Annotated in this window: 16 protein-coding genes; 4 read left to right on the plus strand and 12 right to left on the minus strand. The window is 42.9% G+C overall.

Annotated elements, in window-relative coordinates; all coding sequences use genetic code 11:
• Positions 1 to 12 precede the first annotated feature (12 nt).
• From I6E84_RS03820 to rsmG, 9 genes are all read right to left on the minus strand, one after another.
• Positions 13 to 1,146, minus strand: coding sequence for a DNA polymerase III subunit delta' (locus I6E84_RS03820; RefSeq protein WP_197216247.1), 1,134 nt, complete (start codon positions 1,144 to 1,146; stop codon positions 13 to 15).
• 94 nt (positions 1,147 to 1,240) lie between these two features.
• Positions 1,241 to 2,059 carry a 3-deoxy-manno-octulosonate cytidylyltransferase gene (kdsB, locus tag I6E84_RS03825; RefSeq protein WP_197216250.1) on the minus strand — a complete coding sequence of 273 codons (819 nt, stop codon included), beginning with the start codon at positions 2,057 to 2,059 and terminating at the stop codon, positions 1,241 to 1,243.
• A gap of 51 nt (positions 2,060 to 2,110) precedes the next feature.
• The gene (lpxK, locus tag I6E84_RS03830) at positions 2,111 to 3,247 is read right to left on the minus strand and encodes a tetraacyldisaccharide 4'-kinase (protein WP_197216252.1); all 1,137 of its coding nucleotides are present in this window, start codon (positions 3,245 to 3,247) and stop codon (positions 2,111 to 2,113) included.
• A gap of 76 nt (positions 3,248 to 3,323) precedes the next feature.
• Positions 3,324 to 5,111, minus strand: a complete 1,788-nt coding sequence (gene msbA, locus I6E84_RS03835; protein WP_197216254.1) for a lipid A export permease/ATP-binding protein MsbA — start codon at positions 5,109 to 5,111, stop codon at positions 3,324 to 3,326.
• Positions 5,112 to 5,201: 90 nt separating this feature from the next.
• A complete protein-coding gene (locus I6E84_RS03840) occupies positions 5,202 to 5,633 on the minus strand; it encodes an ExbD/TolR family protein (RefSeq protein ID WP_110923039.1) in 432 nt (143 codons plus the stop codon).
• A 118-nt stretch (positions 5,634 to 5,751) separates the two neighbouring features.
• Positions 5,752 to 6,474 (minus strand): MotA/TolQ/ExbB proton channel family protein, encoded by a 723-nt coding sequence (locus I6E84_RS03845; protein ID WP_197216256.1) that lies wholly within the window; start codon positions 6,472 to 6,474, stop codon positions 5,752 to 5,754.
• 85 nt (positions 6,475 to 6,559) lie between these two features.
• Entirely contained in the window at positions 6,560 to 7,723 is a 1,164-nt protein-coding gene (locus I6E84_RS03850) for a ParB/RepB/Spo0J family partition protein (protein WP_197216258.1), read from the minus strand.
• 141 nt (positions 7,724 to 7,864) lie between these two features.
• A complete protein-coding gene (locus tag I6E84_RS03855; protein ID WP_194197440.1) occupies positions 7,865 to 8,644 on the minus strand; it encodes a ParA family protein in 780 nt (259 codons plus the stop codon).
• A 215-nt stretch (positions 8,645 to 8,859) separates the two neighbouring features.
• The gene (rsmG, locus tag I6E84_RS03860) at positions 8,860 to 9,576 is read right to left on the minus strand and encodes a 16S rRNA (guanine(527)-N(7))-methyltransferase RsmG (protein WP_197100222.1); all 717 of its coding nucleotides are present in this window, start codon (positions 9,574 to 9,576) and stop codon (positions 8,860 to 8,862) included.
• A 388-nt stretch (positions 9,577 to 9,964) separates the two neighbouring features.
• Between rsmG and I6E84_RS03865 the strand changes: the two genes are divergently transcribed.
• From I6E84_RS03865 to I6E84_RS03875, 3 genes are all read left to right on the plus strand, one after another.
• Positions 9,965 to 12,793 (plus strand): ATP-binding protein, encoded by a 2,829-nt coding sequence (locus I6E84_RS03865; protein WP_197216260.1) that lies wholly within the window; start codon positions 9,965 to 9,967, stop codon positions 12,791 to 12,793.
• A gap of 167 nt (positions 12,794 to 12,960) precedes the next feature.
• A complete protein-coding gene (locus I6E84_RS03870; protein ID WP_197216262.1) occupies positions 12,961 to 14,079 on the plus strand; it encodes a helix-turn-helix transcriptional regulator in 1,119 nt (372 codons plus the stop codon).
• A gap of 100 nt (positions 14,080 to 14,179) precedes the next feature.
• Positions 14,180 to 14,824, plus strand: coding sequence for a TerD family protein (locus tag I6E84_RS03875; protein WP_197100219.1), 645 nt, complete (start codon positions 14,180 to 14,182; stop codon positions 14,822 to 14,824).
• Positions 14,825 to 14,928: 104 nt separating this feature from the next.
• Here I6E84_RS03875 and I6E84_RS03880 read toward each other — a convergent pair whose 3' ends face one another.
• Positions 14,929 to 15,912, minus strand: coding sequence for an ion transporter (locus I6E84_RS03880; protein WP_197100218.1), 984 nt, complete (start codon positions 15,910 to 15,912; stop codon positions 14,929 to 14,931).
• Positions 15,913 to 16,601: 689 nt separating this feature from the next.
• Here I6E84_RS03880 and I6E84_RS03885 point away from each other — a divergent pair.
• Entirely contained in the window at positions 16,602 to 17,234 is a 633-nt protein-coding gene (locus tag I6E84_RS03885) for an OmpW/AlkL family protein (protein WP_197100216.1), read from the plus strand.
• A 239-nt stretch (positions 17,235 to 17,473) separates the two neighbouring features.
• On the opposite strand, the gene I6E84_RS03890 is transcribed toward I6E84_RS03885, so the two are convergent.
• Together I6E84_RS03890 and aceE are read right to left on the minus strand one after the other, a co-directional pair.
• On the minus strand, positions 17,474 to 19,204 hold the full coding sequence (locus tag I6E84_RS03890; RefSeq protein WP_197216264.1) for a 2-oxo acid dehydrogenase subunit E2: 1,731 nt from the start codon (positions 19,202 to 19,204) through the stop codon (positions 17,474 to 17,476).
• A 25-nt stretch (positions 19,205 to 19,229) separates the two neighbouring features.
• The gene (gene aceE / locus I6E84_RS03895; RefSeq protein ID WP_197216266.1) at positions 19,230 to 22,043 is read right to left on the minus strand and encodes a pyruvate dehydrogenase (acetyl-transferring), homodimeric type; all 2,814 of its coding nucleotides are present in this window, start codon (positions 22,041 to 22,043) and stop codon (positions 19,230 to 19,232) included.
• Positions 22,044 to 22,652: the final 609 nt, after the last annotated feature.

A 22,652-nucleotide genomic window follows, 5' to 3' on the forward strand; every position in this document is an offset into this window, starting at 1 on the left:
ATAAAAATTGCTTTATAAATATGCCAGTTCTTGCATCAGCTTATCATAGGCAAATTTTTCTTGCACATTTTGTTGTAGTGCAATTTTGGTTTGCTGCAAGCTATTAGCGAATGCTTCCAACCCACTATCAGTCGGTTGATAACTCTCTAACAATGCTGATAAGTTGACGTCTTTTTGTAGCTCATCCAGTCCTAGACAAACACGGCGCATATCGAGCAGCATCAGCTCAGACAGTTGGATAAACTCTACGATGTTAAGCTGATTTTGCCAATAATCACTGGCTGCGATACTACTACGTTTGCCACTACGTAATGCTTGCCACGTCGTCAACCACAGTGAACGCTTACTATACCAAGGCACTTGTGCCAGTGCTATCGCTGCTAAAGGTGCGCCATTTGCCAGCTGAATAAGTTGATGAATAGCCGCGGTACTGACTGCTTCACGATTGATAGTATGGCCTAGCTCACCTGTTACATAGTCAACAGCTATCGCAGGCTCAATCGTTTGTAATGCCAGCTGTTGTACGCGGCTTTTAATGGTTGGTAGCAATTGGGCAGGCGTATCACTGATCAGAAACAGATGAACTTGTGCTTGTGGCTCTTCTAAGGTTTTTAGTAGGGCATTGGCTGCAGCAATGGTCATTTTCTCAGCATGGTCTAACACGCAAATCCGCATTCCTTGTCCACCTTGATAAATAAAAGGTTGTAAGGCACGGATATCATCAATTTTGGTCTTGAGAGCACTATTGCTAGCAGTTTTACTAGATTTTTTGTCTTTAGCGGTGCTGCTTGATTTTTCCTTATTATCTGCCTGCTCTGCACTGATAGGCATACTGACCAGTGGCAATACTTGCAAGCTCGGATGGGTGCCCGATCTCAACCATTGGCAGCTCTCACACGTGCCGCAAGCACCTGTTGGATGACTGTCACGGCTGCGACATAGCAACCAAGCGACCAGTCGCCATACAAAAGCACGCTTGCCCATTCCTTGCATACCTGCGGCTAGTAGCGCATGAGGTAAAGACTGCTGCTGTAATACTCGCTCTGTCAGTTGCGACCATAACGACTGCTGCCATGGCAATAAGGGTGCAAAATAAATGCCGTCGTTGATAGCTGCTGCACCCGTATTTCCTGTCACATCACTCATAGCTGTCGCCCTATAACATTGCTCGATTATTCAGGATATAGCGCGTTAATGACGCTTTAAATGAAAGGTATAAAATTTGAATTGGATTACTAACCTATAGACTACCGATAGGATTTAAAAAGTCAGCTAGGTTCATGCCATTTAAACGATCTAAATCTTCTTGCGTATCGACACCTGCTGGTAAATGACAAGCAGCGGCAGCAATGGCGATATATCCACCATTTTCTAACACACGTAACTGCTCTAAGCTTTCTAGCATTTCGAGCGGTGTCTGTGGCCAATGCACAAACTGCTGTAAGAGACGCACGCGATAAGCATATAAGCCCAAGTGACGATACGCATTTTTTGGTGGTTGTCTTTGATTATCCTCAGCCAACACGACATCACGATCACAAGGAATGGGCGCACGACTAAAATAAAGCGCACGCTGTAAATCATTGGATTGTTGACTGACAACCTTGACCACTGATGGGCGCATAAAAGTCTCATAGTCATCGATAGGCTCACATAAAGTGGCCATCACACTCTCATCATCTGCGACTAGAAGTGCTTTTACTTGCTCTAATAATAGCGGAGGTACCAACGGCTCATCGCCTTGCATATTGACCACAATATCATGGTCAGCCCAACCTTTTATAGCAGCCACTTCTGCTAAACGATCTGTGCCTGAGGCATGATCAGGGCTAGTCATTACGACATCGAATCCTGCATCCGTGCATACTTTAGCGATATCCGCATCATCAGTCGCAATACACATATCATCTGCAAAGTGTGCTGTCTGAGCCTTTTCAGCCACCCAAAGAATCATCGGCTTACCATGTATTTGTAGCAATGGTTTGCCGGGTAGTCGTGTGCTTTTGAAGCGAGCAGGAATGACAATATGTGTTTTGGCAGGTATGGCGACTGATGACATGGCTTGTTCCTATAAAATTTTGCGGCAATGTAAAATATTAGCGATTATCTATCACGTAGTTTTTATACTGATATCAGGATCAGACTGAATACCTAATATCTTTAGTTGCTCGTCTAGATTGTCATAACAACTATCAGAAAGTACGGCTGTCACTGGTAACACCCATAGTCTACTTGCCAGCTCCTCATACTCATCACTCAGTGCTTGCTTACTTGTATATTCGACTAGCAATGCTCTAATTTTCACTGCATCTTTGCTAGTGATAACAATGGGATAATCGCGATACTGCAGGAGCTCAGCCAAGCTAAAATCATAATGGTCAGAATAAGGATGACCGATTACCTCAAAGCCAATAGAATCCAAGGTACCGAAGAAACGCTGCGGATAACCAATCCCGCTGACGGCGTGTACCTGACTACCCTTTTCTGGCATGTCAATTTTCACTTTGGAGTCAGTAGCTTTAGCATCAGTTAATTTAAGTTGCCACAGGCGCTGCAACTTGTCAGGCATTAAATGCATAGTCGAACGACTGGCTAGAGGCAGAGTATTATTATCTTGATAAACTGCTCCTGTTTCTAACTTTTCATGATAAATGACATTTGCGCCTTCTAATCGTGACATTGGCTCACGTAAAAAGCCAGTGGGTAGTAGTTGCTCATTGCCAAAACCGCGTGCTGCATCAACGACAATCCACTCGATATCACGTTGCAATGCATAATGCTGCAAACCGTCATCTGCAATAATTAACTGTAAATCTGGATAAGCATCTAATAAGGTGGTCACTGCTTGCTGACGATTGGGACAAACTGCCATCGCGGCACCTGTCATGCTAACGATTAAACACGGCTCATCGCCAACTATATTAGGTAAGCTATCTATATTAACCAATGCTGGCATCTGACTGGTATCACCACCATAACCGCGACTAACAACCCCCACCTTGACGCCTCGTGATTGTAGCTCATTGACCAAAGCAATAATCAATGGTGTTTTACCGCTACCACCAACACTGATGTTTCCGATTACCATGATAGGAATGGGTGCGCGATAACTGGCTAACAAGCCAATTTTATAAGCTTGACGACGAAGTATAGTAATGAACCCATACAACCAACTAATGGGTAGTAATAGCCACAACCAAAGAGCTTGGCGTTGCCATGCACGTGTCACTATCGTTTCAATGCTCATGATTATGGACCACTTATTCTATAATATTCAGTACCGAAATATCATCCAATGTATATTGGAATAAAATCATATCAACCTATTCAAAATCGCGGTCATACATCTGTGCATAATAGCCTTGTAACTGCATCAACTCTGTATGTGTGCCTAGCTCGACAATCTGCCCTGCATCCAACACAGCGATACGATCAGCAGACTCAATAGTAGTCAATCGATGTGCAATCACCAATGTCGTGCGGTTTTTCATCACATTATCTAGCGCTTGCTGAATATAATGCTCTGATTCATTGTCTAGCGCACTGGTCGCTTCATCTAAAATTAGAATTGGCGCATCTTTTAATAGCGCACGAGCGATAGACAAGCGCTGACGCTGCCCACCTGACAATTGCAAACCTTCGGCACCGATTTCGCTTTGGTAGCCATTTGGCATCTTCATTATGAAGTCATGAGCAAAGGCATCTTTTGCGGCACGCTCAACGTCGGACTGACTTTTATTCGCTAAGCTACCATAAGCAATGTTGTTAAACACCGTCGTATTGAACAGCACCACTTGCTGATTGACCATCGCAATTTGAGCACGTAGGCTCTCTAGTTTGATATCTTCGATTGGTATACCATCTAAAGTAATTTGCCCTGCAGAAGTTGATAAGGTGCGTGTCAATAGATTTACTAAAGATGATTTACCAGCACCACTACGCCCTACCAGTGCAACGGTTTCTCCTGCACGTATATCTAACGTAAAGTCGCGCAGTGCCACTGTCGAATCCGGATAGATCAGACTGACATTATCAAGCTTCATCTCACCCGTTAAGGCTGAGCTGATCACGCCAGTGTCTTTTTCTTCTGGCTCATCTAGTAGAGCAAAAATTGACTCACCAGCCGCGATACCTTTTTGCAGTTTCTGATTAATATCCGTCAGTGAACGCACTGGTTTACTGAGTAATCCAGCAGCTGCAATATATGAGATAAACTCACCGGCCGAGATATTATTGATGACTGAAGGACGCAGTGCGAGCCACACCACAACCGACATGGCTATTGCCATCAGTAGCTGTACTGCTGGCGTATTGATACTATTAGTAACGACTACCTTCATACCTTGGAGCAAGTTCTTTTTTGACGTTTTGTCAAAACGTTCGGCTTCGTATGCTTGTCCGCCATAGTTTTTGACCACCTGATAGCCACCGATGACCTCATTGGTAATATGACTAACATCACCCATCGTCTCTTGAATACCCTTAGATAACCTGAGATAACGCTTAGATGCTATACGAATGAGCCATAATATCGGTGGTAGTACGAGGAATAAAATTAAAGTTAGACGCCAATTACTGTAGAGCAAAAATCCGATCAATGCTAATACCGTCAAGCCATCGCGCAATAAGGTCTTCATTGACTCTGTACTGGCTGCTGTGACCTGTTCAACGTCAAATATCAACTTTGATGAGATAGTACCTGCTGGGTTGGCAAGATAAAATGAGCTTGGCAAACGCAGCAATTTATTGAAGACTTCTACTCGCAACTCATATACCAAGTTACGTGAAACTAAAGCAGAATAGTAATTACCCAAAAAGCTACCCAAACCACGCACAAAGAACAATGTGATGATAAGCAAGGGAAACAAATTCTGTTTGCTTTGATCACCTTGATTGATAGCATCAGTGATGTACTGTAGAAGTTTGGCCACCCATATCTCTGTCCCAGCATTGATAGCGAAACCTAAAACCACTAATGCTAACGCCCACCAATATGGCTTAAGATAGCGTAACAGGCGCAATAATGTCGTACGCTTAGGTACATCTGATGGCTCTGCTGACAATTTTTTAGCAGATTTTTTTGTAGAGTCGGATTGATATGTTTGGCTCATAAAAGCCTCAATTTGGGTATCATGATATGAATAAACTGTACTCAAAGCACAGTTTTATAGGAGTATTTATGACACTAATATAGCCATACATTATTGCGGTAACGGTTGGCCAAGTGGTACAACCGTACTGATATTAAGGTTCAAAAACCCTAGTTTTCCTGCGACATCCATCACCCGTACCACAGATTGATGGGTAGCGTTAGCATCAGCAGCGATCACAAATAGCATATCACGATTACTACCCGCCTCTTGCTGTAGCATGCTGATCAATTCAGCCTCATTGCTACTGCCAAGGGTGATACCATTTACCAAATAGCTGCCGTCTTCTTGTACTGCCACTTCAATGCTGTTGTTTTGTTCTGTCAGTGCGACACCTTCAGCTTCAGGAAGAATAATATTCAAGCGACTAAAATGATTAAATGAGGTCGCAAGCAGCAAAAATACAATTAAAAATAATAAGCAATCAATCATTGGTGTTAGATTGATTTCAAGTGGTTCAACGGTTGGTTTTCTAAAGCGCATATCACTCTCTTTAATATTTTTACTATGCTTAAGGCGTGTTTAAAATGCAAATAGGATGACTAGATAATTCATCTGACCCTTAGTACTAAAAATAATACCAATAATATTAAAAATAGTGCTAAGAAGTCACTGTGACTCCGTCGCTTAAACTTACCGAATCATTACGTATAGTGCTATGTAATGAAGCATCAGGATTAAGCGTATCAAAACCAGAAGTATGCACATTTCCTAGCAACTGGTAGTCATACAACTCTTGAATCATCAATCCTGCTTGAGTTTCAAACTGGGCATTGATATCAATGATCCGGCGCTGAAAATAACGATAGCCAACCAATGCAGGAATCGCAACAATCATACCAGCAGCAGTTGTAATCAATGCCTGTGATACGCCAGCGGCAAGCATCGTTGGGTCTTGCATCGCGCCATCAGTAATCGCTAAAAACGAAGAGATAATACCCAATACCGTGCCCAACAAACCAAGCAACGGTGCAATCGCACCTATAGTACCAAGCATATTGATATTTTTTTCTAACTGATGAACTTGTACGCTCGCACGATTTTGCATATGCATCGTCATCGACTCTAAACCATACTGACGATAAAGCAAACCCGTTGCCAAAATATCACCCAAAGGTGTTTTTTCTTTCACGTTCATTAATTGTGTACGGCCGATACCGCCGTTTTCGCGTAGGCGCGTTATCAATTGTTCGCGCAATCTGTTAGGTACAATTTTGTTAAATTGTAAAGTATGGCTACGCTCAATGATGATAACCAATGCCAGTATTGAGCACACCACGATAGGCGTCATCAACCAACCACCCGCTTTTACCAACTCCCACATACTCGCTCTCTTTTATATTTTTATAAAAATAGTGGTAACCAAGATAGTTTAGACTTGTGCAGTCATTACAAACTGGATGAATACCTTAAGCCTGTGCTTCTATGTGCTTAATCAAGGCGGCCAACTGATCTTGATTTTGGAAAAATATCTCAACACTACCCTGTCCGTCTTTTTTATGCTTCAACTTTACTTCGGCCCCAAGCATATCCGTTAACCTTTGTGTCAAACGTTCCGCGTCATGAGACTGTGCTTGTTCAGTACGATTGGCTTTGGGAGCTGGCTGCAAAATTGACTTCACGAGCTTTTCAGCTTCGCGCACGGTCATGCCACCATCGATGATTTTTTGTGCAATAATCGGCTGCTGTTCAGAAGATAGAGCCAACAGCGTGCGGGCATGACCCATATCTAGCGCACTAGTGGCTAAATGATCTTTTACGGTATCGTGTAGCTGGTTCAATCGCAGTAGATTCGATACCGTCGTACGTGCCTTGCCCACAACTTCCGCAATCATCGCATGACTCATACCAAACTCAGTATGAAAGCGTTGTAATGCTGCTGCCTGCTCAATCACAGACAAGTCTTCACGTTGGATGTTCTCAATTAGTGCCAGTGCAATAGCCAACTCATCTGACAATGCGCGCTCAATCGCAGGTATTACTGCTTTACCCGCCATTTTTGCAGCACGCCAACGGCGCTCGCCAGCGATAATTTCATGAGTAACAAATGCTTCACTCTTGTCTTCATTTGCCAATAATGGACGGATAACAATAGGTTGCATGACCCCATGCTGTTCAATCGAAGAGGCCAATTCGGCAAGCGCAGTTTCACTCATATCACGGCGTGGTTGATATTTACCTGCTTGTAAACGTGTCACATCAATTTGTACCAGACTGATTTGATCTTCAGAGGCACTGTTATCTGTTCCACTAACACGATTTTTATTAGCACCAGTTTTGTGAATGCTGCTCTTATTCATCGTACGCGGCGCACGCGCCTTACGATTACCAGAATCAGCAGCTTCCACAGACGTTGGCTTTGCAGTCAGCTTTTCGTTGTCTTTTGCACGACCTGTTTGAGCGGGCGTGCTATCGTTTGGCATATCAGTATCTGGCGTTACAGCTGGCAAAGTATTATCACGCGCTGCCATATCATCTTGTAAGGCAGACGCAGTGATTTGCTTTTCTTTTTTGATTGACCCCAATAAGGCATCTAAGCCTCGATTGGCAGCCAATCCTCTTTTCTTCGCCATGATTACCTATCCTATAACGCTAAAATAAAAGCCAAATGATTGTGAATACGGCTTACTCATTACTCATAAATACGATATTTAGTGCTTTGTTATTTAATCTGGTTGATGCTTTTATCACCAAATTTTTATCTATAACCAAAACTAGCTGCTCTGCTTCATCACTTCAGCGGCCAGCTTTTGATAGGCACGTGCCCCTTTTGACCATCTCTCATATGCGATAACTGGCAAACCATGCGCAGGTGCTTCTGCTAAGCGAATATTTCTTGGAATATGAGTCTTATACATGATATCGCCAAAATGTGCTTCCAATTCAGCGGATACATCGCGAGCCAATGTATTACGCGCATCAAATAGCGTTCTCACCACACCGCGAATATAGAGCTTCGGATTCAGCTCCGTGAGTCGCTCAATCGTCTGCGACAAATCTGCTAGGCCTTCTAGTGCATAGTACTCACATTGCATCGGGATAATGACGCTGTCTGTGGCAACCAATGCATTGATCGTCAATAAATTCAAGCTGGGCGCACAGTCTATCACGACATAATCGTAAGCAGGTTTTTTAGCCGCTATCTGATCGTTAACCAAAGCCACCATCGCTGTTTTAAACAATTCATGGCTATTGGTCTTGTTCATCAAGGTGATGTCCATCCCAGCCAAATCGCGATTGGCACCGATGACATCGAACCCTGCTGGACTGGTAACAATAGCATCCGACAGTGATACACCATCGAGTAAAACATCAGCGATGGTCAGCGCGAGTTCATTTTTATCCACGCCCGTACCGCTGGTCGCATTGCCTTGTGGGTCTAAGTCAATCAGTAGTACATGCTTACGCTTTGCAGCCAAGCTAGCGGTCAAATTTACCGCCGTCGTGGTTTTGCCCACTCCGCCTTTTTGATTCGCAATCGCTATGATTTCCATACACTCACTCAGTTTAATTAGAATTTATTACTGTTATTTTTTTAGCTATACATTTAAAAAGCGAGGCATATTCAGTCATTCGTTGTACAAACGACTCGCTTTGTCTCGACACCATTTAAATATTATGTCATTTAATTAAAGACGTAAACTATGTTTCACAATCGGGCAGTCACTGTTTCATAGTTGCGATTTCATGACTGAAAGGTGCTCATAGCTTAGACATTTTTACGAGACAATTCAATTAAATGACGACTATCATGCAAACGTGGTACTTTTAGCTTGATTGTTTTTATGTGCCAATCACTATCCAATGCTTGCAGTTCTTCTTCACTCGGCGCCTTACCTTTCATAGCACATAAGTGACCATTATCTGCTAGTCTTGGCTGCGCCACATCGACGAAATCTATCAAACTGGCAAACGCTCTAGAAGTAACCACCTCATAGCTTGCTTCGTGCGCTTCGATACGAGAAGCAATCGGCTGCATATTACTCAAACCAAGTTCACTACTGATTTGCTTAATAAAACGTATTTTTTTCTGGTTACTATCAAGTGCCGTACATTGGCGCTCAGGCTGACAAATAGCAATAATTACGGCAGGCAATCCTGCACCCGTACCAATATCAAGCAATGACCCTGATGGCAAATGCGTTATAATAGCCAAACAATCAATCACATGCTTGATTAAAGCTTCTTCAGGATCAGTAATAGCGGTCAGATTATACGCTTTATTCCACAACAAAAGCTGGTCTAAGTACAATAATAGTGTGCGCTGCTGCGTCTCACTTAAGGATAGACCGAGCTCATGAATGGCTTTCGTCAGAGTATTGGCCAGCACTGGCAATTGTGATCCAAGCTTTACAAATCCAGTAGGATCAATATGGATAGTACCTGTACTAGCAGATGATGACGTGATTTTATCGGAAGCTGACATACAACGAGTTATCCAGTTTTAACATGTGAACCGTCTATTTTATCATGCACTCTGTCTATTGAATAGTTGCAGATTGCGCCAATGTGAGACATCTTATACTATCTAGGCCTGTATTGAGGTGTTATTCTCCTTTGATAGCAATAAACTCACTGTTAATTTGTCTCTCACTTATTCATCATACACACTGGTATATCTCATAATGATACAAAACTGCGTTTAATGATTTAGCTAAAACGTTGCTGCATCTTGTAAAATACCTTATAAAATATCTTGGTTAGCTATTCAATATAAAGTATAAAAAGTTCAGCATGAATGTGAATACCTGATAGCATAAAACCAATTATAGAGATCAACACTCCACCTTTTTAAGAAGATATCTCCTACGCCTATGACCGAACAGCCACACGCCCCTATCTCTAAAATATCAAGAGACGCTAATAAAAAAGACACCAATAATATGGCAACACCCATCGCTGAATTGACAGACACATTGACGAATGACAAAAAAGTAAAAGTACCGCACCCACTCTTTATTGAGGTAAAGCAGCGCTGCCTTATTAGCGCTGAGCAATTAAAGCGTTATAGTGAGCTAAGCGAGCTGCCAACAGACACACGTACGGCACCAGATTTAGATGTTGGGTTTGGTCAGGAGCGCGCGCTCAAAGCCTTAAACACAGCTTTAGACATCAAAGCCAGTGGCTACCATGTATTTGCAGCAGGTGAAAATGGCTTAGGTAAACGTACCGTAATCAGCCGCTTGCTGAAACGCATCGCAGCCGATGCGCCGACGCCTGATGATTGGGTCTATGTGCATAATTTTACCGATCCGCGCACCCCGTTGGCATTACGTCTGCCTGCCGGTCAAGCTTCGCTATTGCAGCAACAAGTCAATAACTTGTGGCAACAAGCCAAAAAGCGACTGAGTCAACGCTTTCGTAGTGACCAATACCAAAGTAAAATCGAAGCCATAAAAAATGACACGCATCAAAAAGAAAGTCATGCTTATGAAGTGCTCAATGCTGAAGGTAAACAGTATGACTTAGCGCTGACGTTCCGCTCTTTCGATAACAAAGCCATGTTTGTGCACCCAAGCAAGCTACCTACAGAAAATAGCGATGCTGATGTCAAACATGAAAAATCCTCTAACAATGATGAAGCTCCTTCGACGATAGAGGACAGTAGCACCGCTGATATTTCTAATATCAATACCAGTATTGACAACAATGACGATGACAGCACTAACGCATATGGCAACAGTGAATACGAAGCTGAGCTAAATAACTTTGTCCAAAAAAACCACATGCAAAAACGCTTGAGTCAGCTGACCATCGCGTTAGAGCAGTTAGAGGACGAAGCCAATGATGCGATAGAAGCATTACATCGCAATATTGCACGCCGCGCGCTACAACCTTTATTTACACCTGTTTATGAGCAATTTGCCAATCACCCGCTGATTATGGATTATCTCAAAGCGATATTTGCCGATATGGTCACTCATGTAGAGCGTATCGTTAATGGCGATGATGAAGAGTTTGTGACGGCTGTCCTGACCACAACACCTAGTCGTTATGCGGTCAATGTCATTGTCAGTCATACGCCTGACAGTGGCGCACCCGTTATCTTTGAAGATTTACCGACGCATTTAAACTTATTAGGGCATGTCGAGCAAATCACGCAACTGGGGACTGTCACCACTGACGTCAGTATGATTAGAGCAGGGGCTTTACACCGTGCCAATGGCGGCTATCTGTTATTAGAAGCCAGTCACTTACTAGAGCACCCATATGCTTGGCAGGGTCTCAAGCGAGCATTACAATCCCGTAAAATTAAACTCTCAAGTCTTGAGCAGATGCTCACACTCACAGGAAGCTTATCGCTAGCGCCTGCCCCTATTGACCTTGATATTAAAGTCATTTTACTTGGCGAAGCAGATTTATATTATGAACTGTTAGAGCTTGAGCCTGAATTTGATGCGGTTTTCAAAGTTCGTGCCGATTTCCACGATGATGTGGTTCGCACCAGTGAACACGAACTGGCATTGGTCGCGAAAATGGCTGACATTATTGATTATGCCAACCTCTATCCGTTCGATCGTAGTGCGCAAGCCACTCTACTTGAGCATTTGAGCTTACAAGCAGAAGACCAAGATCGACTCAGCTTGCACAGTGATTTATTGATTAAGCTGTTGCATGAGTCGAACCGCCATGCACGTTTGAGCGGTAAAAACATCGTCAATGCCAATCACGTCACCCAAGCCATCGAAGATATGGACGAGCGCTCAGGGTATTTACGTGATCTCTATTGGGATGAGCTCAAAAATGGTCAGCAACTCATACAAACACAAGGCAATGCCGTTGGACAAGTCAATGCGTTAACGGTGGTCAGCTATGCCGATAGTGAATTCGGCATGCCAGCACGTCTTACGGCCGTTATTCAGCCAAATATTGGTACTGGTGAGATTCTCGATATCGAGCGCGATGTGGACTTAGGTGGTAGCTTACACGCCAAAGGCATGCTAATTATGACCAGCTACTTGCGGGCCCTATTTAGTCAGCATCATGCCTTAAACTTTAGCGCGTCACTCGCTTTTGAGCAGAGCTATGCCCATATCGATGGTGATAGCGCCACCGTTAGCGAAGGTTGTGCGTTGTTATCTGCCTTAGCAAATGTACCGATTGATCAGTCATTTGCGATTACTGGCTCTATGAACCAGTTGGGTGAAGTGCAGGCAGTAGGCGGTATCAACTCTAAAATTGCAGGGTTCTTCGATGCCTGCCGAGAGCAAGAGTTAACGGGCCAGCAAGGTGTTGTCATTCCGATGGCCAACGTCAAACAACTCATGCTACGCGACGATATTATTGCTGCCGTCAGTGCCGATGAATTTCACATCTATGGTGTCCATACCTTGAGTGAAGCACTGACGCTGATGACTGGCCTACCTATCGATACCATGAACAAGAAAAGTCGCTATCGCAAAGAAACATTATTTGGAAAAGTCTTAAGCCGTCTGATGCTGTGGGACGAGAACCAAAATAGCGATGATGATATTGATGATAAAAAATCGAAAAAGAAAGACAAAAAGCAGAAAAAAGAAAAACGTCAAAAGAAAGCAGATAAGAGAAAAAAAGAAAAACGTAAAGAGAATGACAGCACGATAATCATTGATAGCGAAGCAGATACCCATAACGAACCAAGTACTCAGGATAGTGACACTTAGTGAGGTATTGACGCTATATAAGTTAATATACAGCAGAATCATTGAATAATCTCCGTTGCTAGACGCTACGGGGATTTTCTGCGATGATATAGGGTCACTGACCCGCCGCTAGCATTTAAAATTGCTCTATAAAAACTGACTCGATACTTCATAAAGGCTACTTCCTAATGACTGTACATCCGACTGACGCCGATCACATTCAAACTCAGACAGACGCTAACGAGCAAACCAAAGCGCTAGCGGCTGAGAGCAGTAGTACCTCGGAAGTGAGCAACGATAATCGACATGGCGCAGCGACGACTGCTCGCCAATGGCAAGTACTGTCGCAGCTACAACGCAATCGTTGGGTAGGCACCACGCATATCTACGAGCAGCTGATGATGGCAGGTTTTGATATCAGTCTACGCACGGTTCAACGTGATTTAAATGCGCTGGCAAAACGTTTCCCTATTGAAAAAAACAATGCCAATCCACAAGGCTGGCGCTGGTGCGATGACGCGCCGCTACAAAGCTTGCCGCATATGAACTTATCACAAGCGGTGGCCTTTAATATGGTGGAGGCTAATCTCACCCAATTACTACCCCCTGTTATTTTGGATGAACTGTTTCCTTGGTTTGACTTAGCACGGCGCCAACTTAAAAACAGCAAAGTCACCCATTCATGGATCGATAGAGTACGCATCGAACCTGCCACGCAGCCATTGATTGCCCCGCATATCGATTTGGATAGCAAAGACAATATTTATCATGCGCTATTTTATCAATTACAAATTAAAGCCTGCTATACACGCAGTGATAAATCGCAATCTAGTGAATATATCCTAAACCCTATTGCCATTATTCAACGTGGTGTCATTATTTACCTACTGGCAACTCGTACCGATGACCCAGAAACTGTCATTCGCACCTTTGCGCTACATCGATTTGCCAGTGTTGAGATACTCGAAAGCGCAGCAAAAACGCCTGACAATTTTCAACTCGATACTTACTTAGATGCAGGTGGCATGGGCTTTAGTCATCCATTATTCAGTGAACTGCCTGACCATGGTAAAAATACCACTATCGAGCTACAATTCACCACACAAGCAGGCAAAAGCCTCACTGAAAGCAAGCTCAGCGACGATCAAACAGTTACGTTAGATGGTGACAAATTGACTATACAGGCAACAGTCAATTTAACTTCACAGCTGGTTTGGTGGTTGCGCGGTTTTGGCAGTGGTCTATTAGATGCAAAACCTCAGCTGCTATATCAAGCGGTATTAGACAAGTCTTTAGATGATGAATAGCGACTGGATAGATAACAACTAATAGCTATGACGTTAAACGTATTCAAACTTCTAAACTCAATATACCTCTATTAAAATTTAAGAACGAATAAGGAACACTATGTCAATCACTGCCCCATCGCCATTACTGTCAGACAGTTTAAGAGGACTGGGCCTAGATGCAGGAACCTTGTTTTTTTCACTAAACTATGAATTTACTAAGATTGAACCCAAAGGGTTGTTCAAACGCTTTAAAAAAAATCAAAGCGCGATTGATATTGATTTGGCCTGTGTGCTGTATGACAAAAACTGTACTATTAGTGACATCGTTTGGTTCAAGCAATTGCGTGACAAAGCTGAATCGGTTAAGCATCAAGGTGATAGCTTAAACGGTAAAGATCGCGGTGAGCAAGCGATGTATTTGGCCCCTCTTGATCAAGAGCAGATCAGACTATACTTAGATAAGATTCCAACACATATCACTCATATTGCGATGATTGCCAACTCTTACCATGGTCATCCATTTTCTAGAGTGAAAACAGGCGAGATTCACTTAAGTGATGATGAGGGTAACCATTGTTTTGAAGTCAATCTCAAAAAGTTACCACGTGATTGTACAACGCTTTGGGTCGCTCATTTACGTCGAGAAGTGGATGACTGGCATCTAACATTGCAAAACTTACCGCTGCCTGCCGAAGATTTGGCCAGTGCCGCGCAAGAGGTGGCTCACGAGCTGGCACGCGCACTCCCTTTACAAGGGATATAGTATTCGTACGATACTCACCAAGTAATAATGTATAAAAAGGGTGCGACGTTATAAAAACGCTGCACCCTTTTTTGAACACACTTCATAGTGAAAAAAGCACTTCTCTACAATCGCTCACCACAATGTGAGCAAAAATTCTTCTGCCCTATTTCTACCTCTTTTTCTCGGCGCTCAAGCTCTTGCTCACGCAGTACTTGCAGTACAATATTTTGTGCCTGCTCTTTATCTAACCCTAGCTCGCGGCGAATCTTATCGATCATCATCTGATTCTGTACTAAATCAAAATCACTATCGATCAGTTGCTCTCGAAAGTGCTGCTCAAGCCCTTCACGACGCTGAGCAAGCTCATTGGCCAGACCTGTCGCGAGAATACCTGCAGGTAATGCTGCCAGCCCCACACCCAATATCGTAATTACTGCACCCAATATTTTACCAGCATTGGTAATCGGCGTGACATCACCATAACCCACTGTCGTGAGTGTAACCACAGCCCACCACATCGCCTTGGGAATAGACTCAAACTCTTCTGGCTGTGCATGATTCTCAACCAAATAAATCCCACTAGAGGCCGTTACAATCATAATAATCAAGATAAAGATAACCGCTTGGAACGATCCTTTTTCTTTACTGATGACTACTAGCAGAATACGCATCGAAGCAAAATAGCGTGTAAGTTTGAGGATGCGAAATAAACGTAGGATACGTAAAAAACGCAAATCGATAGAGACAAAGAAGTTCAAGAATGCAGGAATGATAGCGATCAGGTCAATCAACGCAGATGGGCTTTTTAGCCAGTTCCAACGCTGTCGCCAAGTCGTGCCATCTGGTTTTACTTCAGCCACGCTCCACAACCGCAGCATATACTCGATAGAAAATATCACAATAGAGAAATTTTCAAACCACGTAAAATAATCTTGATAAGGGTAATACCAACTATCGACTGACTCTGCAATCACGGCAGCCACATTCGTCATGATCAAAAATATTAAAAAATAGTCGATATAACGACTGAAGAGCGTGTCATGCTCATCATTTTGTAGAATATTATAAACAAAAATACGCAGGCGCCGTATAGATTGGAATAGCATACCGTCCCTATGCGGTGAAACACCGATCTTATATTAGTAGATACTTAACAGTATAGTACTATAAGCGTGCTGCCAGTCGCGAAAATAGAAATTTATGAGAAGTCACGGTAAAGTACTATAAAAATAGTAAATATAGACTACCGTAAATAACGTACAGATAATCACCATAATAGAAAATCTTAGGAACTGCTCGTCGGCAGTTAATTGCTGACTGACATCCTGCGCAGGTAGTAGAAACAAGCAGCATTCAGGACAGCAAGAGTCCATCCGATTCAATATCTTTATAGAATAGGCATTGTCACAGCGCAGAGGAGAGTTACTACAGTAGCCAAGCATAATATATTACGCCTATTTTTATACCATAATTATTCATTCAAGAAATGAAACACTAAATATCTTAGAACCTTAAAGCAAATAGTCACATATGTACCTACTACATATTAGCATCACAATAGTTGGTTATTTAAAAAAAATGCCAAACATATCAATGTAAATAACTTTATATTGTAATTTATGGGATAAAAATCTTTAATATACATTTAAAACCTTACAGATAAAACGGTTTTGTACTATAATAGAGTCATAATGTTACAGTTTAATCAACAATCATAACATTGTGTATCAGTAACTAATGCTATCCCTTATTAGAAACTGGCCCATAATCATCTATCACATTGAGGAACTAAACGATGAAACTACAATCCCTAGTTTTAGCCACTGCTACTGCACTTACTATGACAACTGCTTTTGCAGTACCTGCTGGTACTTGGTCAGTTGCTGCCGGTGCACATTATGTTGACCCTAAGAGTGATAACGGTACTCTTGCAGATGGCGCACTCTCTGTAGATGTTGGTGGCGATGCGCGTCCAACACTTACTGGCGAATACTTCGTTGCTAATAACGTTGGTATTGAATTGCTAGCAGCGATTCCATTCAATCATGACATCACATTGACAACTGCTGATGGCGATACAATTAAAGGTGAAACTCAACATTTACCACCTACTTTGTCTGTCCAGTATCACTTTGATGGTTACAACATCCCTTTAAACATCAAGCCTTTCATTGGTGTTGGTGTGAACTACACGACGTTCTTTAAAGAAAAACTATACACTGGTAGCTCAGCTAACTTAGATATCGACGATAGTGTTGGCGTTGCTGGCCATGTCGGTGTTGATTTCCCATTCACTCCAACGGATGCTTTCCGTATTGATGCACGCTATATCGACATCAAATCAGACGTAAGCCTAAATGGCGATGATCTTGGTGAAGTAGATATCAGCCCTTGGGTATATGGTGTTGCTTACGTAAAAAGCTTCTAATTAGAAGTCTATTTTATTAAGTCGTACTTATAGTAATAAAAAAGCCGGTATCTACCGGCTTTTTTGTGCCTGTTGTTTAGCGACAATATAAGCAGTCATTATCCAAGTGTACTGCAAATGCGCTAATGGAACCTGTTTGTGCATACTCGATATATCTTAATTACGCTCAAACTTTAACGCATAAAAAAGACCGTCCGTAGACAGTCTTTTTTCAAACCAACACTATTATATATTTAGATTTATAGCAAAATGCGACGTGGATCAGCCAGTAGCGTTGCAATATAACGGGTAAATACTGCAGCGTCTGCTCCATTAATCACACGATGGTCATAAGACAGCGACAACGGTAGCATCAGACGTGGCTCAAAGCTTTGCTTTTTGGCATCCCAACGTGGCTGCATACTTGCCTCAGACACACCTAAGATACCAACTTGTGGCCAGTTCACCAGTGGTGTAAATGCTGTACCACCTAGGTTGCCTTGGCTTGAGATAGTAAAGCTCGCCCCTTGCAAATCTTTGGTGCTGAGCTTCTTATCACGCGCTTTAACAGCAAGCTCACCGATTTCGATAGCAATCTGCTTCAGACCTTTATCTTGCACGTTTTTGATAACTGGTACGATCAGGCCGTCATCAGTTGCCACTGCAATACCCATATTGACACTTTTACGCAAGATAACTTGAGTATTATCATCGCTTAAATGACTATTAAAGCGTGGATGCTGAGTCAATGCATAGGCAGTCGCTTTGACCACAAATGCCAAGATGGTGAAGCCAATACCTTCTGCTTTCATGCCACCTTTTAGCTCGCCACGTAGTTTTTCTGTCTCAGTGATATCTGATAAGTCAAACTGCGTCACTTGTGGTAGTAATGTATTGTAATTGAGCTGTGGTATCGATACTTTCTGTAGACGGCTAAGGTCTAATGTCGATGTTTCACCCCAAATTTCAGCATTACTCATGTCAGGCAAGCTCGGTAAGCCTGAACTCGCCACACCGCTGCTAGCAGGTGCTGCTTTTTGAGTGGTCAAACTCTCTTTCACATGCGCAAACAAGTCTTCTTTTAGAATACGATCATTCAGTGCCGAACCGCTCACTTGTGTAATATCTACACCCAATTGACGTGCAAGCTTACGTACGGCTGGACCTGCATAAACATCGACCAGCTTTTCATTTACTTGCGTTTCTGTCAACTTTTCAGCTTTCTTACTAGTGGCCACATTAGGCGTTGTAGATTTTTCTGCCTGTTTTGGCTCACCAGTTGTTTTAGCAGCAGCTTTCTCTTCTGATTTGACTGGTGCTGACTCTTTCGACTCAGAACTACCCGATGCAGATTCACTATCATCAGCAGCGTCTGTACCACTGCTCATAATAACGATAAAGTCTTGACCATTGGCGACCATGTCACCTGTCTGGACTAAGATTTTTTCAATCTTGCCAGCTTCTGGTGCTGGTACTTCGACAGAGGCTTTGTCAGATTCAATCAATAAAATCGACTGATCAGCAGTCACTACATCGCCCACACTGACCATAATTTCAGAAACTTGCGCTTCATCAACACCTAAATCAGGTAGTGCATGAGTCGTTGACTTACTAGCATTAGTAGCTGGCTTGGCACTGGACTTTGATGGCTTTGATTCAGTCTCAGCTGGCTCAGCTTTTGATTCTGACTTAGCAGCAGATTCTGCACCACTCGCTTCTTGATTGTCATCAGCAGCGCTATCGTCATCACTATCCGCGCTATCTTCTGCACTCTCAAGCTCAATCAGTACCATGCCTTCGCTAACTTGATCACCAATAGCAATATTAATTTTGGTGACTTTACCAGCAGCAGAGCTTGGCACTTCAACTGAGGCTTTGTCAGATTCTAATAATACGATGTTGTCATCTTTTGCGATGACGTCACCGATTTCTACCATAATTTCGCTGACTTCGGCGCTATCAACACCCAAATCGGGGGCTTTAATGTCCATGATTTATCTCCTAGTCTTATGGTTATTATTCTTTGACATCGCCATCATTGAGTACATTTGCATCTGCTTGATCTTCAGCACGACCTTCACTACTGATTTCTTCATCGTCTTCAGCAACGAACTCAGGTACAGGATTTGGATTTACGTTACCTGGTGCTGGCGCATCTGGAGAATGATCCGAGTAAGACTGCTGTTGCCATGCTGGTGGCTGATCCACATCAATGCCTAGGCTAGAAATAGCGTCTTTAACCAAACGCATCTCAACTTCACCTTCATCCGCTAGACGTTTAAGCGTTGCAACAACGATATGCGCAGCATCAACGTTGAAGAAACTGCGTAAGTTTTCACGCGTATCAGAGCGGCCATAACCATCAGTACCCAACGTGGTATAAGGACGATTGTCTGGTAACCAAGCACGGATTTGCTCTGAGTAATTGCGCATATAATCTGTCGCTGCGACCACAATACCTTCGTGCGGTGCTAACTGCTCAGTAACCCAAGGCACTTTCTCTTCATCCATTGGATGCAGACGGTTGTAGTCGTCACATACCATACCATCACGAGTCAACTCGTTGAAGCTGGTCACGCTCCATACGTTAGACGTAATATTGAACTCGTCTTTTAGGATCTGTGAGGCTTTTTGCACTTCACGTAAGATAACACCTGAGCCTAATAGCTGTACTTGTGCTGAGCCATTGTCCTCTAACAAGTACATACCACGTTTGATACCTTCTTCAGCACCTTCTGGCATTTCAGGTTGCTCGTAGTTCTCATTCATTAGTGTTAGGTAATAATATACACGCTCGCCTTCACCATACATGCGGCGTAAACCATCATGCATAACCACTGCTAATTCATAACCAAAGCATGGATCATAGGTCACACAGTTAGGTACGACATTGAACAAGATTTGTGAATGTCCATCTTGATGCTGCAAGCCTTCACCGTTCAAGGTAGTACGGCCAGCCGTTGCACCCAATAAGAAGCCTTGTGCCTGACAGTCACCTGCCGCCCAAGCCAAATCGCCCACACGTTGGAAACCAAACATCGAGTAGTAGATATACATTGGAATCATCGGCAATGCGTTTACAGAATAGCTGGTTGCCAAAGCAATCCAAGTACTCATTGCGCCTGCTTCGTTGATACCTTCTTCTAACATGTGACCATCGATGGCTTCTTTATAGCCCATCAATGCTTCACTATCTTCTGGCGTATATTTCTGACCAACAGCCGAGTAAATACCCAATTGACGGAACATACCTTCTAGACCGAAAGTACGTGCTTCATCTGGCACGATTGGTACGACACGATCTTGGATATCTTTGTTCTTTAGCATCGCAGATAGCAAGCGTACAAATACCATGGTCGTAGATTGCTCTTTACCATTACTTCCTTTTAGCACTCGATCAAACATCGATAACTCAGGGATATTCAGTGGAATATGACCACTGCGACGGTTTGGTAAATGACCACCCAACGCTTCACGACGGCCTTTGAGATACTTCATCTCCGCTGAACCTTCTTCAGGGCGGTAGAATGGTAGGGTCTCTAGCTGCGCGTCGGTAAATGGCAAATCAAAACGATCACGGAAATACATCAACGCTTCTTGATCAAGCTTCTTGATCTGATGCGACTTATTGACCGCTTGCGTTTGAGCAGATAAGCCATAACCTTTAACGGTTTTAACCAAAATAACCGTTGGCTGACCTTTGGTTTTCATGGCTTCACTAAATGCGGCATAAACCTTAACTGGATCATGTCCACCACGGTTCAGACGTGAAATTTCTTCATCAGTCAACGCATCTGCCATTTCTTCTAACTCTGGATATTTACCGAAGAATTCTTTACGGGTAAATTCAGGCGTGCGCGCTTCGTACAACTGATACTCGCCATCAACCACTTCTTCCATGCGCTGCTTAAGCACACCCGTTTCATCATTGGCCAGTAGACTGTCCCAGTTACCGCCCCAAATCACTTTGATGACTCGCCAGCCTGCACCGCGGAATACTGACTCTAGCTCTTGAATGATTTTACCGTTACCACGGACTGGACCATCAAGACGCTGCAAGTTACAGTTGACTACCCATATGAGGTTGTCCAACTTCTCACGACCTGCAAGAGAAATGGCACCTAAACTTTCTGGCTCATCCGTTTCACCATCACCTAAGAATGTCCAAATCTTACGACCTTCTTTTTCTAGCAGTCCACGGTTTTCCATATAGCGATGTACGTGGGCATGATAGATAGACATGATTGGGCCAAGTCCCATCGATACCGTTGGGAACTGCCAGTAATCCGGCATGAGATAGGGATGTGGATAGCTTGATAGACCTTTACCACCCACTTCACGGCGGAAATTATCGAGCTGATCTTCGGTCAAACGACCTTCTAAATAAGAGCGGGCATAAATACCTGGCGCTGAGTGACCTTGATAATAAATCATGTCACCACCGAAGTGATCGCTAGCCGCGCGGAAGAAATGGTTAAAACCAGTTTCATAAAGCGTCGCACTAGAGGCGAATGTCGCTAAGTGACCACCTAGATCATCGTCGTTTTTATTAGCACGCATAACCATAGCAAGTGCGTTATAACGAATCAAAGCACGTATCTTACGTTCCATGCCTAGATCGCCTGGGTACATTGGCTCATCTTCGACAGCAATACTATTAACGTAAGCGGTGTCTAGTCTATTGAACGGCAGTCCTTCTTGAACTGCCATGTTGTACAAAGCTTTTAGCAAAAACTGAGCACGATCTTTGTCTGCATGTTTGAGTACAGACTCAAAAGCTTGCAGCCATTCCTGTGTTTCGGTGCTATCAGCATCCTTATAATAATTCATCTTTGTTGTCCTTTTTTGTCAGTCAATCCTACTCAATAGCAGGAAGTTATTAAATCAAAGTATTACTTAATACTGTCTTACATACATGATGTGCTCAATGACTTCCTTGTTAATTTTAAGAAGTTACGTTTCATATCGAAGCTGTATGACTGTACTTCACCGTTCCACAATGTCGAACCGTTCAATATAATGATTCTAAAAGCAGCAGTACTATCCATTACATATGAATGGAATAGTTAGGCAGTCAGGACAAAGTCATCACTCAACGCCTACAGCCAATTATCAAACGATAATAACTCTCTATTATAGGCGCTTATGACATAGATGTTTATAGCTGTAAAGAAATGACGATATGACAAGTATTTTTAAAATAAATAATGATTAGTTTTTTTAAAAATGACTAATATAGCGATAGCTTAAAGTCAAGTATATAAAAGGTAACAGGTTAATGATCAAGACGTCTTGATGTGATTGGTCATAACAAAACTACCATTCATCAACTTCCTATGATTTTTACGAAATTATTACCTAATATACGTATTATGTAACATATAGAGCGGTTTGGTAGGTAGACATTTATACCGAGTTTTCGTTTATAGGAACAGCAGC

It is taken from the genome of Psychrobacter sp. SCQQ22 (assembly GCF_015864605.1).
Classification (GTDB): domain Bacteria; phylum Pseudomonadota; class Gammaproteobacteria; order Pseudomonadales; family Moraxellaceae; genus Psychrobacter; species Psychrobacter fozii.

Excerpts from the sequence above, each read along its gene's own strand:
- I6E84_RS03865 (WP_197216260.1), top strand. The coding sequence starts at position 9,965 with ATGACCGAACAGCCACACGCCCCTATCTCTAAAATATCAAGAGACGCT.
- I6E84_RS03850 (WP_197216258.1), bottom strand. The coding sequence starts at position 7,723 with ATGGCGAAGAAAAGAGGATTGGCTGCCAATCGAGGCTTAGATGCCTTA.
- I6E84_RS03885 (WP_197100216.1), top strand. The coding sequence starts at position 16,602 with ATGAAACTACAATCCCTAGTTTTAGCCACTGCTACTGCACTTACTATG.
- I6E84_RS03845 (WP_197216256.1), bottom strand. The coding sequence starts at position 6,474 with ATGTGGGAGTTGGTAAAAGCGGGTGGTTGGTTGATGACGCCTATCGTG.
- I6E84_RS03840 (WP_110923039.1), bottom strand. The coding sequence starts at position 5,633 with ATGCGCTTTAGAAAACCAACCGTTGAACCACTTGAAATCAATCTAACA.
- I6E84_RS03820 (WP_197216247.1), bottom strand. The coding sequence starts at position 1,146 with ATGAGTGATGTGACAGGAAATACGGGTGCAGCAGCTATCAACGACGGC.
- I6E84_RS03890 (WP_197216264.1), bottom strand. The coding sequence starts at position 19,204 with ATGGACATTAAAGCCCCCGATTTGGGTGTTGATAGCGCCGAAGTCAGC.
- I6E84_RS03875 (WP_197100219.1), top strand. The coding sequence starts at position 14,180 with ATGTCAATCACTGCCCCATCGCCATTACTGTCAGACAGTTTAAGAGGA.
- kdsB (WP_197216250.1), bottom strand. The coding sequence starts at position 2,059 with ATGTCATCAGTCGCCATACCTGCCAAAACACATATTGTCATTCCTGCT.
- rsmG (WP_197100222.1), bottom strand. The coding sequence starts at position 9,576 with ATGTCAGCTTCCGATAAAATCACGTCATCATCTGCTAGTACAGGTACT.
- I6E84_RS03855 (WP_194197440.1), bottom strand. The coding sequence starts at position 8,644 with ATGGAAATCATAGCGATTGCGAATCAAAAAGGCGGAGTGGGCAAAACC.
- I6E84_RS03880 (WP_197100218.1), bottom strand. The coding sequence starts at position 15,912 with ATGCTATTCCAATCTATACGGCGCCTGCGTATTTTTGTTTATAATATT.
- msbA (WP_197216254.1), bottom strand. The coding sequence starts at position 5,111 with ATGAGCCAAACATATCAATCCGACTCTACAAAAAAATCTGCTAAAAAA.
- aceE (WP_197216266.1), bottom strand. The coding sequence starts at position 22,043 with ATGAATTATTATAAGGATGCTGATAGCACCGAAACACAGGAATGGCTG.
- I6E84_RS03870 (WP_197216262.1), top strand. The coding sequence starts at position 12,961 with ATGACTGTACATCCGACTGACGCCGATCACATTCAAACTCAGACAGAC.
- lpxK (WP_197216252.1), bottom strand. The coding sequence starts at position 3,247 with ATGAGCATTGAAACGATAGTGACACGTGCATGGCAACGCCAAGCTCTT.